At 53.2% G+C, this 17,201-nt stretch carries 15 protein-coding genes; 6 read left to right on the forward strand and 9 right to left on the reverse strand.

Annotated features, from left to right (window positions below; translation table 11 throughout):
- Positions 1-49: 49 nt before the first annotated feature.
- From AAGJ81_00510 to AAGJ81_00550, 9 genes are all read right to left on the reverse strand, one after another.
- The gene (locus AAGJ81_00510) at positions 50-826 is read right to left on the reverse strand and encodes a hypothetical protein (protein ID MEM0964616.1); all 777 of its coding nucleotides are present in this window, start codon (positions 824-826) and stop codon (positions 50-52) included.
- Positions 823-1,338: a sigma-70 family RNA polymerase sigma factor gene (locus tag AAGJ81_00515; GenBank protein ID MEM0964617.1), complete on the reverse strand. Its 516-nt coding sequence runs from the start codon at positions 1,336-1,338 to the stop codon at positions 823-825. Before AAGJ81_00515 ends, AAGJ81_00510 begins: the two co-directional genes overlap by 4 nt.
- Positions 1,339-1,423: 85 nt before the next feature.
- Positions 1,424-1,714 (reverse strand): SelT/SelW/SelH family protein, encoded by a 291-nt coding sequence (locus AAGJ81_00520; GenBank protein MEM0964618.1) that lies wholly within the window; start codon positions 1,712-1,714, stop codon positions 1,424-1,426.
- Positions 1,715-1,747: 33 nt separating this feature from the next.
- The gene (gene truB / locus AAGJ81_00525; protein ID MEM0964619.1) at positions 1,748-2,473 is read right to left on the reverse strand and encodes a tRNA pseudouridine(55) synthase TruB; all 726 of its coding nucleotides are present in this window, start codon (positions 2,471-2,473) and stop codon (positions 1,748-1,750) included.
- Between the two features lie 102 nt (positions 2,474-2,575).
- A complete protein-coding gene (locus AAGJ81_00530; protein MEM0964620.1) occupies positions 2,576-3,577 on the reverse strand; it encodes a bifunctional oligoribonuclease/PAP phosphatase NrnA in 1,002 nt (333 codons plus the stop codon).
- Entirely contained in the window at positions 3,570-3,914 is a 345-nt protein-coding gene (gene rbfA / locus AAGJ81_00535) for a 30S ribosome-binding factor RbfA (GenBank protein ID MEM0964621.1), read from the reverse strand. The genes AAGJ81_00530 and rbfA overlap by 8 nt, the downstream gene beginning before the upstream one ends.
- Before the next feature lie 34 nt (positions 3,915-3,948).
- Complete coding sequence (infB, locus tag AAGJ81_00540; GenBank protein MEM0964622.1) at positions 3,949-6,303, reverse strand: translation initiation factor IF-2; 2,355 nt, start codon at positions 6,301-6,303, stop codon at positions 3,949-3,951.
- A 55-nt stretch (positions 6,304-6,358) separates the two neighbouring features.
- Positions 6,359-7,594, reverse strand: coding sequence for a transcription termination factor NusA (gene nusA / locus AAGJ81_00545; protein MEM0964623.1), 1,236 nt, complete (start codon positions 7,592-7,594; stop codon positions 6,359-6,361).
- Between the two features lie 649 nt (positions 7,595-8,243).
- Positions 8,244-10,196: an ABC-F family ATP-binding cassette domain-containing protein gene (locus AAGJ81_00550; GenBank protein ID MEM0964624.1), complete on the reverse strand. Its 1,953-nt coding sequence runs from the start codon at positions 10,194-10,196 to the stop codon at positions 8,244-8,246.
- Positions 10,197-10,653: 457 nt separating this feature from the next.
- Between AAGJ81_00550 and AAGJ81_00555 the strand changes: the two genes are divergently transcribed.
- The 6 genes from AAGJ81_00555 to AAGJ81_00580 all read left to right on the forward strand — a co-directional run bounded on the left by AAGJ81_00555 (position 10,654) and on the right by AAGJ81_00580 (position 17,164).
- Entirely contained in the window at positions 10,654-12,141 is a 1,488-nt protein-coding gene (locus tag AAGJ81_00555) for a pyridoxal-phosphate dependent enzyme (protein ID MEM0964625.1), read from the forward strand.
- A gap of 248 nt (positions 12,142-12,389) precedes the next feature.
- Positions 12,390-13,196 (forward strand): SDR family oxidoreductase, encoded by an 807-nt coding sequence (locus AAGJ81_00560; GenBank protein ID MEM0964626.1) that lies wholly within the window; start codon positions 12,390-12,392, stop codon positions 13,194-13,196.
- Positions 13,186-14,229, forward strand: coding sequence for a 3-oxoacyl-ACP synthase III (locus AAGJ81_00565; GenBank protein MEM0964627.1), 1,044 nt, complete (start codon positions 13,186-13,188; stop codon positions 14,227-14,229). The genes AAGJ81_00560 and AAGJ81_00565 overlap by 11 nt, the downstream gene beginning before the upstream one ends.
- Positions 14,230-14,619: 390 nt before the next feature.
- Positions 14,620-15,450 carry a sterol desaturase family protein gene (locus AAGJ81_00570; GenBank protein ID MEM0964628.1) on the forward strand — a complete coding sequence of 277 codons (831 nt, stop codon included), beginning with the start codon at positions 14,620-14,622 and terminating at the stop codon, positions 15,448-15,450.
- Positions 15,450-15,938, forward strand: coding sequence for a hypothetical protein (locus AAGJ81_00575; protein MEM0964629.1), 489 nt, complete (start codon positions 15,450-15,452; stop codon positions 15,936-15,938). The genes AAGJ81_00570 and AAGJ81_00575 overlap by 1 nt, the downstream gene beginning before the upstream one ends.
- On the forward strand, positions 15,926-17,164 hold the full coding sequence (locus AAGJ81_00580; GenBank protein ID MEM0964630.1) for a DCC1-like thiol-disulfide oxidoreductase family protein: 1,239 nt from the start codon (positions 15,926-15,928) through the stop codon (positions 17,162-17,164). The genes AAGJ81_00575 and AAGJ81_00580 overlap by 13 nt, the downstream gene beginning before the upstream one ends.
- The last annotated feature ends 37 nt before the right edge of the window (positions 17,165-17,201 follow it).

The following is a 17,201-nucleotide window of genomic DNA, read 5'->3' on the forward strand; positions in this document are numbered from 1 at the left end:
GCGTCCGGCTTTCCGACCTTGGGTGAGACCTACTGGTGATCGATGCCCGTTACTGGGCAACGTAGGCAGCAACGTCAGCTTGGGCGTCTTTGCTGCACAAGCCGTAAACGTAGTCTGTCTCGGTCCAGATGAGAACGCGGATACCTTCCTCATCGCGCAGGCTTGGGTTGGCTGGTAGGGATTCTGGCTCCGGAAATTTCTGAGAGGAGAAGATAAAGAGGCGAAACTCTGCACTTTGGTCATTTTGCAAATGAACAATTCCGAGGATGAGTCCATCCCACTCGGTCGTGTCGGCTCCGGTGGGTTGAAGATCGTCGATCCGTGGGGAGAGAGATGGTGGTGAGCCGACTCCGACCGAGTTGAAGTGCTGGCGAATCACTTCATAGTCCGTCGATGCAATCGAGGGAGTCGCCGAGGTTTTCGTATTCCTACTGATGTGCCCGGAGAATCCTTCGAGAGCAGTGTCCGCATCCACGGAAGGAGGACCGAAAAGGAGAAGACTAACGAAAAAGACGACTACCAGAGATGCCGCAAGGGGAATCAATCTGGGAAAATAGATCAGAGATCTGCTCTTCAGCGGTGAGGGCGTTTTTTCCTGCTGGTTCTCGATCGAAGAGAGGATCCTTTCGCGAAGGCCGGGAGGCACTTCTACCTCGGAGATCACTGAGGCAACTCGGCTGTCAAAATTTCTCTCCCTCGTGAACCAATCCTGAAGATCGGAATCAGACTCTGCAACAGAGAGAGCCTCCAGCAATCCCGGAACCTCTGCTGGATCGTCCATGTCTCTCCAGGCTGAAAGAATCGCTTTTGCTTCTTCTTGGTTCATTCGATTTCCAAATCCGTTTCTTCCAAAAATATCTTCTTAAGACGAGCTTTACCACGGGACAGACGGGACATTACCGTTCCAATCGGTATATCGAGGATCTCCGAGATTTCCGCATAGGAGTGATTGCGCAGATAAAACATGACTAAAGGCATGCGGAAAGTCTCTTCCAAGCGATCAAGGGCGGCCAGAACCCGTTTTTCGTCGAGGTGATCGGTGTCCGGAGCCTCCGGGTTTGATACGGTGTTTTCAATAACCTCTGGGTCTCTGACCTCAGAGCGCTGATTACGGCGGTTTTGGCGGAGAAATTCACGGTAAAGTGTAGTGTAAAGCCAGGACTTCACCTTCGAGATATCCCTCAGCGTGTCGTGTTTCTCTGCGTATATTGCAAAAGTCTGTTGGGTGAGATCGCATGCTTGGTGTTCGTTTTTTGACAGGCTAAGAGCGAACCGATAGAGGCCCTGGTAAAAGTCATCCACAATCTTGTGGAAAGAATCGGTCACTCCGGTCGGCATTAGAGAGTGCGGTCTGCTGGTTTATTCCCCAAAGGCAGCGAGCTTTGGTAAAAAGTTGGGGAGGAGCCAGCGAAAATTAAACGATTCACTTCCCGTCTAAGTGTCCTAGATCTTTGCTGGGATCAATGAAGTCCCGGACGCGTTGCTTGAGCTCCTTGATTCCTGGAAATCCTCCGTCTGCAACCCGATCCCAGACGGTAGTTCCGTCGATTGATATCTGAAAACGCCCTCCCTCCTCACTCGGTTTGAGCAATACCCCTTCGAGATCCGGTTCGAACGTGCTGAGGAGCTCCTGGCTCATCCACGAAGACCGTAGCAACCAACGGCACCCCGGGCAGTATTCAATAGTGACGACGGGTTTCTTGCGGTCAGACATAGCAGAGCTTAGGGATGGTGGATTATTCAGGCACTAGATTACATGGCTGGGGACGTATTGATGAACCGGGGCCAGAAACCTCCCTAGTTGGGAAGGAGCGGTATTTTCCAACGTCTCGAGAGTGACGGCCCGACTGAGGTCCATGTTGCTGATCGCGGTTCGCCTAAGACTGGTTAGGTAGGCGCCGCAACCGAGCCTTTGTCCCAGATCATGTGCGACGGTGCGCACATACGTTCCTTTACTCACCTCAATGCGGAAAGCGACATCAGGGGAAGCGAAGTTGAGAAGTTCGAACGCCTTGATGGAAACGAAGCGGGGCTCGCGTTCAACCTCTTGCCCTTTTCTGGCCATCTTGTAGAGGGGAACTCCTTTGATCTTCTTAGCAGAAAACATGGGCGGAGTCTGGTACTGGTCTCCCAAAAATCCGGCAAAGAGTTTTTCTAAGTCACCCTCTGAGACTGTGGGCACCTCCTTCTGATCAACTACTTCTCCGTCCGCATCCTGAGAGTCAGTTACCGTTCCCAACCGGAAGGTGCCTTCATAAGTCTTGGACTGACTCATAAGAAAATTAGATGCCTTGGTCGCCCGGCCTACAAGAATGATCAATAAGCCAGTCGCCATGGGGTCAAGGGTGCCTGCGTGACCGACTTTCTTGATTTTGTAGATTCGCCGAATACGAGCGACGACATCGTGAGACGTGAGGCCGGTAGGCTTGTCGACGAAGAGTAATCCTTCGAGGCGATTGGATTCTGGCGGCATTATACGTAAAGAGATTCTCGGTCTAAAATAGTGCAGAAAAGCAACGTCGAACAGTGAAACATCGAAGTGCCTTCCGTTCGAAGTTCGAAATTTGCTCTTGGTTTACCCCGTCTTCCTCAGCAGGTGGTTTTCGAGAATCTCCACCAGCTGCGGGTAAAACTCATCGATGGTTTCTTCAACTCGAAAACCAGCCGCACAAGCGTGACCGCCCCCGTCAAACATTTTGGCGATGGTATCGACCCGATGAACGGGGTCTTTTGAACGCAGGCTTCCTTTAATGACTCCTTTGTTCTCTTCGAGAAAGACGCCAATCTCAACTCCCTCGATTGAACGGGCATAATCCACGAATCCTTCCGAGTCTTCTTTGCTTGTGCCCGTCCGCTCGTATTCACCATCGCGAACGCAACCGGTGCATACCTTACCTTCGTGAGACATCTTCAGGGTACCTAGAAAGGACTCGAGAAGCTGCATCCGGTTTAGGGATTCCTGCTCATAGAGAATCGTTGCGACCTTTGCGGGATCGGCTCCGAACTCACAGAGGTGGCAACAGATTTCGAACGTGCGTGTGGTCGTCGAGGGGAAACGGAATTGGCCGGTATCAGTGGCGATACCTACATAAAGTCCGTTTGCAGTCGTTGTGTCCGGCTCGTATCCGACAGCGAGAAAAAGCTCAGCAAGAATTTCTGCCGTCGCACAGGAATGAGGCACGATCAGGTTATGTTCTCCATAGCCGGGGTTGGAAATGTGATGGTCTACGTTGAAAAGGGTATCGGGCAGTTTTTCGCGAAGATCTTTACCAATTCGTTTTTCGTCCGCACAATCCACAGTGACCGCTTCCCAGCCGTTTGAATCGAATTCGCTGGCTTGAACGAACGGCGTATCTCCAATGAAACCTTCAAGATTCTTTGGGATGTGATCCGCTTGCACGGCAACCGCTTCGATACCCTGATCCCTGAGGAACCGGCAAAGGGCCACTTGTGAACCGATGCAATCTCCGTCCGGTCGCAGGTGACCACAGACCGCGAGTCTCTTACCGGACCACGACGAGATGAGTTCTTGAAATGTCTGCCGATGGAGAAGTGGGCTGAGCGGTAGATCAGTCATTGCTTTCGTTTAATTCGTCCATTGCCTCAATGAGACCGAATCCTCTCTCAAGAGAATTGTCCCGAATAAAGTGAAAAAAGGGAAGGTGTTTAAGGATGACGTTGCGCGAGATTTTCTGACGTATCTCAGAGGCCTTGACCCGAAAGAACTCCTCAGCCTCTTTCTCTTTTTCTTCTCCTCCAAGGACTGAGTAAAACACACGGGCTTGGCGAAGGTCTGGCGATACATCCACCTCGCTGATAGTGGTGTAAGTGCCTTCCGACTGGTAATCGGTGTGTAAAATCAGACTGATCTCCCGTCTGAGAAGTTCGTTTACTCTGACCTTCCGTTTTGCCATGGCTCAGCGGTCCCTTGATCGCCTTTTTTAGGGGTTAAAGGGTGGGGCGGATCTTCTCGACCTCAAAGCACTCGATCAGATCGCCTTCCTTGTAGCCGTGGAAACCGTCAATTCCAATCCCGCATTCGAACCCAGCCCGGACTTCGGTGGCGTCGTCCTTGAAGCGTTTCAAGGTGCCGATCTTGCCCTCGTGAACCAGCTCCTCTCCGCGAGTGAGGCGGGTAATCGCGCCGCGAGTGATCTTTCCTTCGGTCACCATGCATCCGGCGACAAAGCCCTTGCCCAACGGGAAGACTGCACGGATTTCGGCGACGCCGAGTTTCTTCTCACGCAGTTCCGGTTCGAGAAGCTCGGCCATCGATTCACGAACGAGATCGACGAGCTGGTAAATGATGTTGTCTTGGAGAATATCGACTCCAAGGTGCTTCGCGTGCCCTTGAACCCCATTCTCCAACCGAACATTGAAACCGATAATTGTCGCACCAGCCGCGCTGGCTAATTCGACATCCTTCTTCGTTACGACGCCCACTCCCTGACCAACGACTTTGAGCTCGACTTGATCGGTGGGTAGCTCGCTGAGAAGCGAGCCGATTGCTTCGAGCGACCCGTGGACGTCCGACTTCAGTATGACAGGGAAAATCGTCTTTTTTGTACTCTCGATTGCTGAGAAGAGGTCATCGAGGTTGGACCCTTCGCTTTTGGCGGAAAGTCGTTCTTCTTCTTCCTTCTTTCGTTGCTGATCAAGAACTTCCTCGGCCAAGCGTTTCGCCTCACGCTCATTCTTGACCGTTTCGAAAGTAGCTCCTGAGACCGGGGCGTCACTCCAGCCGACAACCTTAACCGGGGTAGAAGGCCCTGCTTCTTTTACCGGTTTACCATCGTCATCGTGGAGGGCCTTCACTTTACAGGAAGCCGTCCCTGATAGGATTGCGTCTCCCACTTTCAGTCTTCCCTTCTGAACGAGAACGGTAGAGGTGGGCCCACGACCCTGCTCAATCTGGGATTCGATAATCACTCCGGAGCTCTTACCGGAGGGAACTGCTTTCAACTCCATGATTTCCGCTTGAAGGCGAATCATCTCCAGAAGTTGGTCAATTCCTTCCCCTTTCAATGCAGAGACGGGAACTGTGAGCACCTCTCCTCCCAAGTCTTCCGGAGGAATTCCCCGCTCCTGCATTTGCTGTTTTACCCGGTCGATGTTTGCACCCTTGGTATCAATCTTATTGATCGCGACGATCAGGGAGTTTTGACTCTTTTTCGCGAATTTGAGGGCCTCGTCGGTTTGTGGCTTGAAACCATCGTCAGCAGCTACGACCAGAACGGCAATGTCAGTAGTGGAGGCACCCCGTTCCCGCATGCCGGAAAACGCAGCGTGGCCCGGAGTATCGAGAAATGAAACAGGTTCGCCGTCTACGGTGATTTGATAGGCACCAATGTGTTGGGTGATTCCCCCAAACTCACCTTCGGTTACCTTGGCCTTACGGATGGTGTCGAGAAGTGTGGTTTTCCCATGGTCGACGTGACCGAGAATGCAGACGACCGGTGGTCTGGGTTCCAGAAGTGCCGATTCATCGACTTCCTTCTCTTTCTTTTCGCCAGATGAGGCGTCTGCAGAGCCGCCGCGGTGGCGGATCTCTAGCGTGAAGCCATGCGCTTCGGCAATCTTCGCGGCAACATCCTCCTCTATGGTCTGATTCATAGAGGCGAAAATTCCCCGCTCCATCAGGGCAGCCAAGAGTTGGAAAGGCTTCAATCCGAGCTGACTTGCAAAGTCACGGACAATAATCGGAGTCTTCGCTTGGAGGGGTGTCAATTTGGCGGCCGGCTCGGTGCTTTCTGCCTCCGTGGCAGGCTGTGCGTCTTCCTGACTCGTCGGAGCTTCAGGTGCTTTGGGTGCTAGCGGTGGTTTGGGGGCCGAGGGTCGCCCTGGAGGAGCTGCCGGCGGCTTAGGAGGTGCCGCGGGACGAGACGCTACGGGCGGTTTTGGTGCGCTGGGAGGTTTGGGTGCGCCGGGTGGTTTCGGCGCCGAGGTGCCCGATGGCGGGGTGGCTTCCACCGGAGCAATAGGCTTCGGTGCTTCAGCCGGCTTGGAGGACTCACCATTTTTCGAAGCCTCTTTCTCACGTTCTACTTCCTCAGCAGAACGGACGATAGGTCCCGTGGGTCGCTTAAACGTCGGAGTCTCTTCCTCCGTAGATTCGTTGTCTGACGGTTCAGGCTGATCGGGTTCCTCCGGACTAGCGAACTCCTCGATCAGGGAATCGGCACTGATGTTATCAATCGTGCTGGACGCCGTTTTCACAGCGAAACCGCGCTCCTGCAACAGCTGCAGCAACTCCTTGTTTTCCATTCCGATCTCTTTGGCGATCTGGTGGACTCTGACACTCATTCTACCCTTTGGAAGCTTGTTGACTGATTCGTCTAAACTGGTTTCTCCGCGTGACTTACTCGGACTCTACCTTGCTGATAATTGTCTGGGCCTCCTCTGGGCTGATACCCATCGCAACCAGGTCTTCAGCACTGGCCCCTTCGAAGGCGGCTACTGAAGTGATACCCATGTTGACCAATCGAACCGCTGTTTCAAACTGAACACCGACCGAGTCAACCAGCCCTTTCGCAGCAGAATCGACCTGTTGGTCTATCGTCACGTTCTTGGTCTCTTCACGACGAATATCGAGTTTCCAACCGAGAAGCTGTGAGGTGAGCTTGGCGTTCATGCCGCCTTTACCGATCGTTACCGAGAGATCATCTTCGGCGATCTCAAAACTCATTCGATGGTTCCTCTCATCCACTTGAATGTTACGAGGGACAGCCGGGCTGAGGGCTTCTACAAGTTGCTCTTTTATCTCGGGATAGTAGCGGATGATGTCGATTTTTTCGCCTCCGAGCTCCCGAACGATACTCTTCACCCTTGATCCTCTGGCACCTACGCATGCGCCTACTGGATCCACCTTAGGGTCGGTCGTGTTTACACAAATCTTGGTGCGATAGCCGGGCTCACGGGACATTCGTTCGATAACGACAGTGCCATCGGAGATCTCGGTGACCTCAAGATCAAGGAGTCGCCGAACGAAGCGAAGGCTGCTCCGGCTGAGGATCAGGCTGGGTCCCCGGTTTCCCGTTTCAATTTTAAGCAGAAGGGCCCGAATCCGGTCGCCTGGGTTGAAGTTCTCGCGGGGAATCCGTTCTCTTCTCGGAAGGAGAGCCTCGGTTTTGCCGAGATCCACAATAAGGTCACTTCGGTCGCGGCGATGAACTACTCCACTAATGATGTCTCCAATCTGATCCTTGAAGTCGTCAAACACTCGCTCACGCTCAAATTCCCGGATTTTTTGAAGGATAGCCTGTTTGGCAGTCTGGGCGGCGATACGACCCAAGTAGGAGGGATCAATTGGCTTTTCGATGACTTCCCCGATTTCGGCGTCAGACTTAATCCGGCGGGCATTTTCCACATGGATCTCCTTCTCGGGGTCGCCGACCGAGTCGGTCACATTCAAGAGCGACCACGCTTCGAGGCTGCCGGTGCGTGGATTGATCTCAATCTTCAGCTCCTGACCAGCGTGAACCCCTTTTTGGGCGGCATTGTGAATGGAATTGGTGATCGCGGAAATCATGTCGGCACGACCGATTCCCTTTTCCTTTTCCATGTATTCTAATACGGAAAGAAGTTCGCTGCTCATGATGTAAAAATAAAAAAAGCGGGCCGAAACCCACTTTCTACTGGTTGGTATAAAGTGAAACCCTAAAGACTGGACCCGGCGGACGAGGTAGTCAAGACCGTGATTAGCAGCGAAGTGGGGCGGGTGCAATTAAACCCACGGCGTAAGCTCATTAGTTTTTCGGGAGGGACCACCTTCGTCCTTCGCTTTGAGAGTTGTTTGCGGACGGGCCGCGTGGTCCGCGCGCTGGAGTGTTCGCCCGGCCGAAACGATTTGGACAGGACCGAGCACGTCTCTCTCCCGGATACCCCGGACAAACCCCTATGACAAATTGGATCTGCGTCGCGCTTTTGGGTCTTTTGCATCGTGCAGGAAGCTTAGCACCTCACTGTCCGGTTGAAACACCTATCGAAATCAGAGGAGCGGCGGTCTTTAGCCGCCGACGAAGGACGGCGAGATGGGCTCAAAGCTGATTGTCCAGACAGGTGAAATCGGCGGCTGACGCCGCCGCTCCGAGAGGAGGGAAACAGGAGCTTTGCAGAGTCGTTACTCATTCGCTACTTAAGGGCACTTCGATTGACCTCACGATCCATAGGATGTTGATCGAAATGTCCTTTAAGAAACGACACACTTTCAACTTAATTGTAGCGTCTTCGTTTGTCCTGAAAAACTACCCCAACTTTTCCAGTTCCTCGGTCGCTGCCATCCATTTCTCGTTCAGTGAATCGAGGAGATCGTTTGCGGCGACCACGCTGCGGTTGAGCTCCATCACCTCGCCGGGATTGGTTTCATAAAGAAGCGGGTCCTCGAGCTTTTCCGAGAGTTGTTTTTGCTTGTCTTCCAACTGGCAAATTTCGTCCTCCAGTCTCTCAATTTTCGCCCGCACCTTGCTCCGGACTTTTCGCTCTTCTGCTTCCTTACGTTTTTGTTCTTTCGATTTAAAACCGGTGGATGGATCGGAAGTTTTGGTAGGAACCTTGCGTTTGGCAAAGTCCGCAGGTCGATGGTCGCCGGGATCCCCGCTATCGACTAGTCCTGCTCTCTCGCCAGCACTGCCGGACTTTCGGAGATAATAGTCGTAGTCTCCCGAGAAAGGCGTGAGTTTCCCGGCGTTTACCCGAAGCACTCGTTCGGCGATCTGACGGATAAAATAGACGTCATGACTGATGAAAATGAGGGTTCCAGAATAATCTTCCAGCGCAGTGATCAATGCCTCGATGCTCGCCATGTCGAGATGGGTTGTAGGCTCGTCCATCAGTAGCAGGTTTGGTGGATCGAGCAGCAGTTTGACTAGCCCGAGACGGCTTTTCTCTCCACCGGAGAGCACTTTCACTTTCTTGAAAACCGCATCTCCGCGGAACAGGAATGAACCAAGGACCGTGCGAGCCATCGCTTCGCCAACCGGATTGCGAATACTCTGAACTTCCTCGAGAACGGTCTGCTCCGGATTGAGAGTATCGATTCGGTTTTGAGAAAAGTAGCCGGACTTCGCCTGATGTCCGAGGATTCGGTCGCCTTTCTGTGGTTCGAGAACTCCTGCAAGCAATTTGAGTAAGGTCGATTTACCTGCTCCATTCGGCCCGACCAGCACAATGCGCTGACCTTTTTCAATCGTTAGGTCGATTCCTTCGTAGACGGGATGATTCGGGTAGGCAAAGTGAAGATTCTCGAGTGAGATGACCTTTTGGCCGCTCGGAGTGGGTTGGGGGAAGGCGACTTTGATGGTCCGCTCTGTAGACTTCGGCGCCTCGATTCGCTCCATTCGGTCCAATTGTTTCTGTTTGGATTTCGCCTGGGTTGCCTTGGTGTTCTTCGCTCCAAACCGTTCGACGAACCGTTCCAGCTGGGCGATTTTACGCTGTTGCGATCGGTGCGCGGCCAGATGCTGTTCGTCCCGTGCTTCCGCCTCCTTCACGTAGTCGTCGTAGTTTCCTCTATAAAAGTGGATACGATGATGGCGCACCTCGCGGATGCTGTTGATCACCTCGTTCAGAAACGAGCGGTCGTGGCTGATGAGGAGGATGGAGCCAGGATAGTTCTTGAGGTGATTCTGGAACCACTGGAGCGATTCGAGATCTAGATGGTTCGTCGGCTCATCGAGCATCAGGAGATCCGGCTCTGCTGTCAGGAGTCGGGCTAGGTAGGCGCGCATGACCCAGCCTCCACTCAGGGTTCTCGCCGGTTGGTCGAAATCCGATTCGCGAAACGAGAGTCCGGCTAGGATTTGTTTTGCCTTTGGCTCAATCTCGAAGCCACCAATCTCCGTGTATTCGGACACGGCATCGTGATAGTCGTCGGACTGGTCCTTGGCTCGTTCGAAATCGCCAATTCGCTTCCTCAGTTTCGCGTGGTGAGGGGTCACCCCAGCGGCAATCTCGATCACCGTCTCTTCTCCTGTGGGTGCAGTCTCCTGAGGGAGGTGACCTACGATGGCTTTCTTATCAAGATCGATCACCCCCTCGTCCGGCTCGGCCTCGCCGAGGATCATGGAAAAGAGGGTCGTTTTCCCAACGCCGTTTGGACCGACCAGAGCCGACCGTTCACCTCGATCAATCCGAAATGACACGTTCTCAAAAAGCGTCTGCGAACCAAATGCCTTGGAGAGTCCGGAAACTTGCAACATAAGAAAACCTCTACGCCAAAGTGGGGGTTGAGAAACGACAAGATAAATCTTGGTGAGTTTGTGTTAAAGGATAGGGACGGGTTTCGCGAATGACGGACAAGCCGTGCTGGCTGACACCCGAGCAGGAAATCTATTCGGAGAAAGATTCAATCCTAAGGAACTTAATTTCGAGGCCACGTTTGAGCTCTTACTGACGGCCTCAATTTTTATGATGCCTTTGTCTTATGAATTAGCACGGTAGGGCGATGGCTCTGGCGAGCCTCGTAGGTTGAATAAACATCGGGGATTTATTTTCCGCATGCCTCTTCCCTGGAACGTAGTTCCGAGGCCACACTTTCGCATACCACTACCGTAGCCCGTATCCCACCGGTTTTCGTTTTTCGTTTCGTTTAGGGCTTTTTGTTACCAAGCTCCTCGAATGGAGTGGAGTAGGGAGTCGTTGGAACATGAGATCCTCATGGCCCGTGAAAGGGTGTATGCGGCGGGGGATGCTACCCCGATGGAGAGGCTTTCGTTAGACGGCTTTGGCGAGATTCAGGTGAAACGCGAGGACCTTTCCCCGATCAAGGCATACAAGTGGCGTGGTGCTTTCAATCGGATGGTTTTAATTCCCGAAGAGGATCGGCATCAGCCAGTGATTGCGGCGTCAGCAGGTAACCATGCGCAGGGAGTTGCGCTGGGTGCCAAGGCACTCGGACTCAAGGCGAAAATCTACATGCCGACTACGACACCCGAGGTGAAACAACGTGCAGTCCGGGATCGGGGAGGAGACTCGGTTGAGATTTTTTTAGTTGGAGACAGCTACGATGACGCACTTGCGGAAGCAAAGAGAGTCGCTGAAACAGAGGGAACCTTTGTCCATGCCTACGACGACCTTTCTGTAATTGCGGGCCAGGCGACTCTTGCCGATGAGGTAGGGCTCTCAGGGAGTGGCTCGTTTGATGTCGCCTATCTACAGATCGGTGGTGGAGGCATGGCCGCGGGTGCTGGCTTTTGGTTGAAACGGTCTTACCCTGGGATTCGCATCGTCGGCGTGGAAGGAGAGGGGCAGGCTTCGATGGCGGCTGCGGTAAAAGCTGGGAAACCAGTGCGTTTAACCGAGCTCGATATTTTTTGTGACGGGACCGCAGTTCGGGAAGCCGGCGAGATCACCCATGCGATCTGTGCAGATGTGATCGATGAGTTTGTCACCGTTGCAAACGAGGAGGTGAGTGATGCCATACGGATCTATTGGGAGAGTCTGCGCTGCTTGCTTGAGCCTTCGGGTGCAATGGGTTTGGCCGGACTGATCAAGCACGGTAAAAAGAATCCGTTCGACCGAGCACTCGTAATAGCCTGTGGGGCGAATATGGATTTTGGACAACTCCCCCTTGTTGCGGACTCGGCTGGAATTGGCGGCCGCAGACGAAGGCATGTGCGTGTATCCATGCCGGAACGACAAGGCGCGATGTTGGATTTGTTTGATAAAGCGTTTGGCGGCCTGAGCGTAATCGATTTTCAGTATGGAAAGACCAGTTCGTCACAAGCTTTTCCGATCTTCGGCATAGTGCTGAACGAGAAAGAGTATGGGGATCTATCCCAGCGACTGTCTGACGGAGGTTACGAACCGGAATGGGTGGATGGAACGGCGGCCGTTCGTTTTCGAACGATTCCTTGCGATCCGCACACGCTGAACCACGCTGTATTTCTTGAGATCGACTTTTACGAACGGCCTGGAGCACTTCGAGCGTTCTTGGAGAATGTCGTGAAGGGTCGGGCGAATCTTTGCTATTTCAACTACCGTTATTCGGGAGAGCGTATTGGGCGTGCCCTCGCGGCGATAGAGTTCGAGGACGAGAAGGATTTAACCCGTTTCCGCGAAGATCTTCCCTCGGAAGGTCCCGGTTATCGAAGTGTACGCATTCTGAGCCGGGAGGAGGCCGAACGGTCGGTCGTTGGGGTATAGCCGAAGTAGATTGCGGCTTTGCATAGCACTGGAAAGATAGCGAACTCGAAACTTTGAACTTCCAACGCTGAACGTCGAAGGAGGGAGGTATTTTAACGCTGGATGTCTAGCGTTCAACATTGAACGTTCGCTATCTCTGCGGCAAAAACCGATCTCGAGAACCAATAAGTTCAATCTCGATGCTTATCCCGATTTTAATCCTGAGAAAGCACTTTACCCTAAACCATCGTGCATGCTGAACTAGACGCATGAGTTTCCTGCAACTGGAGGACCGGACTTTTCTAGTATTTGGCGTGGCGAATCGTAAGAGCGTCGCCTGGGCTGTAGCCAAGGTGCTGGAGGCTGAGGGAGCTAAGGTCATCTACAGTGTGCGCTCCGAAGAACGTCGCGCGAGTCTGGCGAAGTTGCTTGGCGATCGGACTTGTTACGTTTGTGACGTAGAGGAAGAGGGTGCATTGGAAAGTCTGGCAGAGGAGATTGGTGCGGAAACCCGGATCGACGGCATTCTTCACTCCATCGCTTTCGCGGATTACAGTGATGGCTTCAAACCGTTTCACGAGACCGGAAGAAAACAGTTTTTGCAGGCAACCCAGATATCGGCCTTTTCTCTTTCGGAGATTGCCAATGCCTTCAAGGGACGTCTGGCGAAAGATGCCTCGGTAGTTTCGATCGGGATCTCTACGATTGAGCTCACGGCTGAGAATTACGGCTACATGGGTCCGGTAAAAGCAGCCCTCGAGGCGGTCAGCCGGAACCTGGCGAAGTCGTTCAGCTCGTTTTCCGAAGTGCGCTTCAATACGGTAAATTCCGGACCCCTAAAGACGAGTGCCTCTGCAGGGATTCCCGGTTACATGAATAACTACCTTTACGCGGAAAAGATGACCTTGCGGAAAAGGGCACTGGCGACTGACGAAGTGGCGGATACGGCTGTCTTTCTCCTCAGCCCCCGTTCCTCCGGGATCAACGGTCAGGGGATCGTTGTGAACGCGGGGATGGATACCAACTACTTCGATAAGGAACTCGTTGAACGAACCATGCGTGGCGATGCAGTTTAAGCACACCCGCATTGCAGAATTGGCCCATGCCCTGCCGGAAGAGCGTTTGACCTCGGATGGGATTGAGGAGCGACTGGCCCCGCTCTACGAACGATTGAAGTTGCCGGGGGGTCGCCTCGAATTGATGACGGGGATCCGGGAGAGGCGGCTTTGGCCCGAAGGCACCCGACCTTCCGAGGCGAGTAGTCTCGCCGGAAAGGCAGTTCTGGGAAAACTGGATGGGAGGTTTCCGGAGATTGATCTTCTGATTCATGCGGCGGTATCGCGCGACCGTCTCGAGCCGGCCACGGCCGCCTACGTTCACAAAGAGCTGGAGCTTCCCAAGCACACCCAGATTTTCGATCTCTCGAATGCCTGTCTCGGTTTTCTGAATGCGATGGTTACTGCCGGGGCGATGATTGAAGCGGGGCTAATCCGCACAGCTCTACTCGTTGCTGGAGAGAATGGAAGACCTCTTCAGGAAGAAACGATGGCAACGCTTCTGAGCGGTAACTTTTCCCGCAAAACGATCAAACCTTTCTTTGCGAACCTGACCATAGGTTGTGGAGCGGTGGGTATGGTGCTTTGCCACGAGGATTGTTTGGATGGGCCGGGAATCGGTCAGCTGGAATTCGGGGTTTCCGGAACCGACGGATCGTTCTCCCATCTCTGCGAAGGAGATAGCTCGGACGGAGGGGGATTGGTCATGCAGACGGACTCCGAAGCGCTGCTTGAAGCCGGCATCGGGCTTGCCTCTGAGACTTGGGAGAAATTCAAGAAGGAGGATCCCTTCCCGGAAGACTTCCAACGGGTGATCACTCATCAAGTCGGTAAGACTCATCAGCGAAAACTCCACGAGGCCCTCTCCATCGATCCGGATTTGGATTACCCCACCTACCCGTTTTTGGGAAACGTCGGATCGGTTGCCTGCCCAATCACCTTATCGTTGGCTTACGAGAACGGTATCGTCAATCCCGGCGAACGGGTCGCGCTGCTCGGTATTGGGAGCGGGCTCAGTTCGGTGATGTTGGGTGTGCGGGTTTTGAGAAACTAACCGCAAAGCGCTTCCTCTAGTGTGGTGTCAGCGAAGTTCGTTTCTAAAAAGATCTTTGAGTAGCCAATTCTCTGTTTCAGCGAAAGAGTCGCTGGAGGGTCCGCGTCTCGCGGACCATTCGATTATCTGGATTGCCAAGCGTTGCGGACACCGAGACGGCGTCCCTCCATGGTTGGGGATGTTAATCTGCGGGTTAATTTCCTGACACCACACTAGGAAGTGACTTTCCTTTTTGTAATTCCTATTTTGATCCTAATCGCCTTCGCCTCACATCGATTGTGATTCGTAGGGGTAAGAGGCCCTTCCGTAGCCTGCGTTTTGTTTCACCTCTAAGAAGGTGTTCCATTAAAGGCTTTGCATCCCTGCCGGTTTCACCGCTACGTTTACTCCATGTTGTTGCTGATTATCGGCATTGCTGGGGGTTTTCTGATCGTTGAAAGACTTTGGCCGGCAACAGAATTACCAAAAGTTCGAGGCTGGTGGTGGCGGGTTGCTTTTGTGAACTTGATTCAGCTGGGGATTGTGATTCTGGCGGGTATGAGTTGGGACCGTTGGTTGCAGCAGGCTTCCGTTTTCAGCTTTGGCGAGAGTATGCATCCCCTTGTTGGTGCAGCCATTGCTTACGTCATTTCGACATTCATTTACTATTGGTGGCATCGGTTTCGTCACCACTCCCGTTTCTTTTGGAGGCTTTGCCACCAGCTTCATCACTCGCCGCGTCGAATCGAAGTGCTGACCTCGTTCTACAAGCATCCCGTTGAGATTCTGTTGAATTCTGTTCTCAGTGCGTTGATCGCTTTCTCGCTGTGCGGATTGACGATTGAGGGTGGGGTGCTCTACACCTTGCTAACCGCAGTGGCGGAGTTTTTCTACCACTGGAACGTGAGAACGCCCAAGAAACTGGGCTACCTGTTTCAGCGCCCAGAGTCACATCGGGTGCATCATCAATACCGTTTTCACACGAAGAATTTCGCCGATATTCCTCTTTGGGATGTTCTTTTCGGAACTTTCCAGAACGGGCGTAAGTCATCCGAAACGACATGTGGGTACGATGACTGGAAAGAAGATCGTTTTGAAGACATGTTAGCTTTTCGGGATGTGAATGCGAAGGATTCGGCGAGTGTCTCACCGCTCCACTTTCTTCCTACCTGCATTGGCTGCAAAAAGAAGTGGGCTTGCACGGAAGCGCGCCAGCGAGCGGAGGCAGAGTTGGCAGATTGATGGGGGATTCAGTTAAGGCACCTCGATGGGTTGGCTGGTGCTCCGTTGTCATTCTTTGCTTTGGCTGCCTGCAGTTTATCGGCTACCTCCTCGGCAGTGCCACATTGAGGGGAATTGGGGCCGCCTGTGGTTTTGCGCCTTACACAAAAGTGTTCAGTGACGTAGACGGTTTTGAAACGTTTGCCGCGGATTTTAGCTTGGTGCTCAAGACAGATGATGGCGAACAGGAAACCATCGTGGTGACCCCAGAGTTTTACCGCCAACTAAAAGGTCCTTACAATCGCCGCAATGTGTACGGAGCCGCACTCAGTTACGCACCCCGCTTGCCCGAGGAACTCTGGCAAAGCGTGTTTTGCTATGGAGTCAATGGTCCGCTGCGCGAAGAGTTTGGCATCAGTGACGACGTTTCTGAGATCACTGTCCTCATTCAAACGAGGACCAAAGGGCGGGATGATCGTTGGAGTTTTAAGCCACCGTGTTTGGAGTAAAGCAGATCTCCCGCTGGCAGTTTGGGCTCTTCCGGGTTCTTCTGGGAGCCTACCTTGCGGCACACTTTGCCTTTCTGTTACCTTACGCGGGCGAGCTTTTCAGTTCAGCAGGAACTTTGGGCGATTCGTCCTTAAGTCCACTATTCCGAATCCTGCCGAGCCCCTTCTGGCTCAGCGATTCACCGTGGATGGCGACTGTGGTGGTTGGTCTTGGGATGATAGCGTCCCTCGCTTTTTTGCTTGGGTGGCGGCGTAAGGTCGCGGCGATCCTTCTTCTCTACCTGTGGGCGAGTCTCTTTTGCCGCAACCCTTTGATTGCCAACCCGTCTCTCGCCTACGTCGGATTGATGCTCTTGCTCTCGACCCTCATTCCCAATGGAGAAGCTCTGCGGCTGCGTCCACGAAGAGAGGCACCTTGGTTTTATCCCTCCGGAGTCTACTGGACCGCGTGGTTACTCTTGGCAATCGGTTATACCTTTAGCGGATTGATCAAACTGCAGAGCCCGAGCTGGCTCGATGGAACGGCATTAATCCATCTCGTAGAAAACCCGCTGGCAAGACCGGGAGTTTTTCGGGATTTTCTCCTCTCACTGCCGAATGGAGTGCTCTATTCGATGACCTGGATTTGTCTTGCTGGTAAGATTGTTTTCCTGCCGCTCTCGATCTGGTGCCGTAGCCGTTGTTTCGTGTGGTGTTTGATGCTGGCCATGCATTTGGGAATCTTCCTTGTCGTAGATTTCGCTGATCTCACGGCGGCGATGGTGTTGATTCATCTCTTCGTTCTCGACCCTGCGTGGTTGCCGGCTCGCACAGATCGAAAACGTCGTATCCTCTTCTACGATGGCGAATGCGGCCTTTGCACGAACACGGTAAAGTTCTTTCTCGGGGAGGACCAAGCAAGGGTGCTGCAATACGCACCGTTGCAGGGAACGACTGCAAAGGATTGTTTGTCGGAAGAACTCCGCGATTCCACAAACCTATCCACAGTGGTCTATCTCACTGAAGACGGCGACCAGAAAAAAAAGCGGATTCGCTCCGACGCAGTCGCGCACGCACTGATCGACGTTGGTGGCTTTTGGAAGATTGCCGGGTGGTGCTTGTTGATCGTTCCGAAGTTCATCCGGGAACTCGGCTACAAGTTCGTGGCGAAACACCGCCTAAAGTTCTTCCCGCAAGGGGCGTGTAAGTTGCCGTCCCCTGAAGAGGCGAAGCAACTGCTTGGTTGAGGCGACGTGGGTTTATTGCGAACGAAGGAAAATCAGC

The organism is Verrucomicrobiota bacterium, assembly GCA_038744685.1.
Lineage (GTDB): Bacteria > Verrucomicrobiota > Verrucomicrobiia > Opitutales > Puniceicoccaceae > Puniceicoccus.

Bases quoted from the DNA above. Each gene is read 5' to 3' on its own strand.
- AAGJ81_00510 (MEM0964616.1), bottom strand. From the start codon at position 826: ATGAACCAAGAAGAAGCAAAAGCGATTCTTTCAGCCTGGAGAGACATG.
- AAGJ81_00515 (MEM0964617.1), bottom strand. From the start codon at position 1,338: ATGCCGACCGGAGTGACCGATTCTTTCCACAAGATTGTGGATGACTTT.
- AAGJ81_00520 (MEM0964618.1), bottom strand. From the start codon at position 1,714: ATGTCTGACCGCAAGAAACCCGTCGTCACTATTGAATACTGCCCGGGG.
- truB (MEM0964619.1), bottom strand. From the start codon at position 2,473: ATGCCGCCAGAATCCAATCGCCTCGAAGGATTACTCTTCGTCGACAAG.
- AAGJ81_00530 (MEM0964620.1), bottom strand. From the start codon at position 3,577: ATGACTGATCTACCGCTCAGCCCACTTCTCCATCGGCAGACATTTCAA.
- rbfA (MEM0964621.1), bottom strand. From the start codon at position 3,914: ATGGCAAAACGGAAGGTCAGAGTAAACGAACTTCTCAGACGGGAGATC.
- infB (MEM0964622.1), bottom strand. From the start codon at position 6,303: ATGAGTGTCAGAGTCCACCAGATCGCCAAAGAGATCGGAATGGAAAAC.
- nusA (MEM0964623.1), bottom strand. From the start codon at position 7,594: ATGAGCAGCGAACTTCTTTCCGTATTAGAATACATGGAAAAGGAAAAG.
- AAGJ81_00550 (MEM0964624.1), bottom strand. From the start codon at position 10,196: ATGTTGCAAGTTTCCGGACTCTCCAAGGCATTTGGTTCGCAGACGCTT.
- AAGJ81_00555 (MEM0964625.1), top strand. From the start codon at position 10,654: ATGGCCCGTGAAAGGGTGTATGCGGCGGGGGATGCTACCCCGATGGAG.
- AAGJ81_00560 (MEM0964626.1), top strand. From the start codon at position 12,390: ATGAGTTTCCTGCAACTGGAGGACCGGACTTTTCTAGTATTTGGCGTG.
- AAGJ81_00565 (MEM0964627.1), top strand. From the start codon at position 13,186: ATGCAGTTTAAGCACACCCGCATTGCAGAATTGGCCCATGCCCTGCCG.
- AAGJ81_00570 (MEM0964628.1), top strand. From the start codon at position 14,620: ATGTTGTTGCTGATTATCGGCATTGCTGGGGGTTTTCTGATCGTTGAA.
- AAGJ81_00575 (MEM0964629.1), top strand. From the start codon at position 15,450: ATGGGGGATTCAGTTAAGGCACCTCGATGGGTTGGCTGGTGCTCCGTT.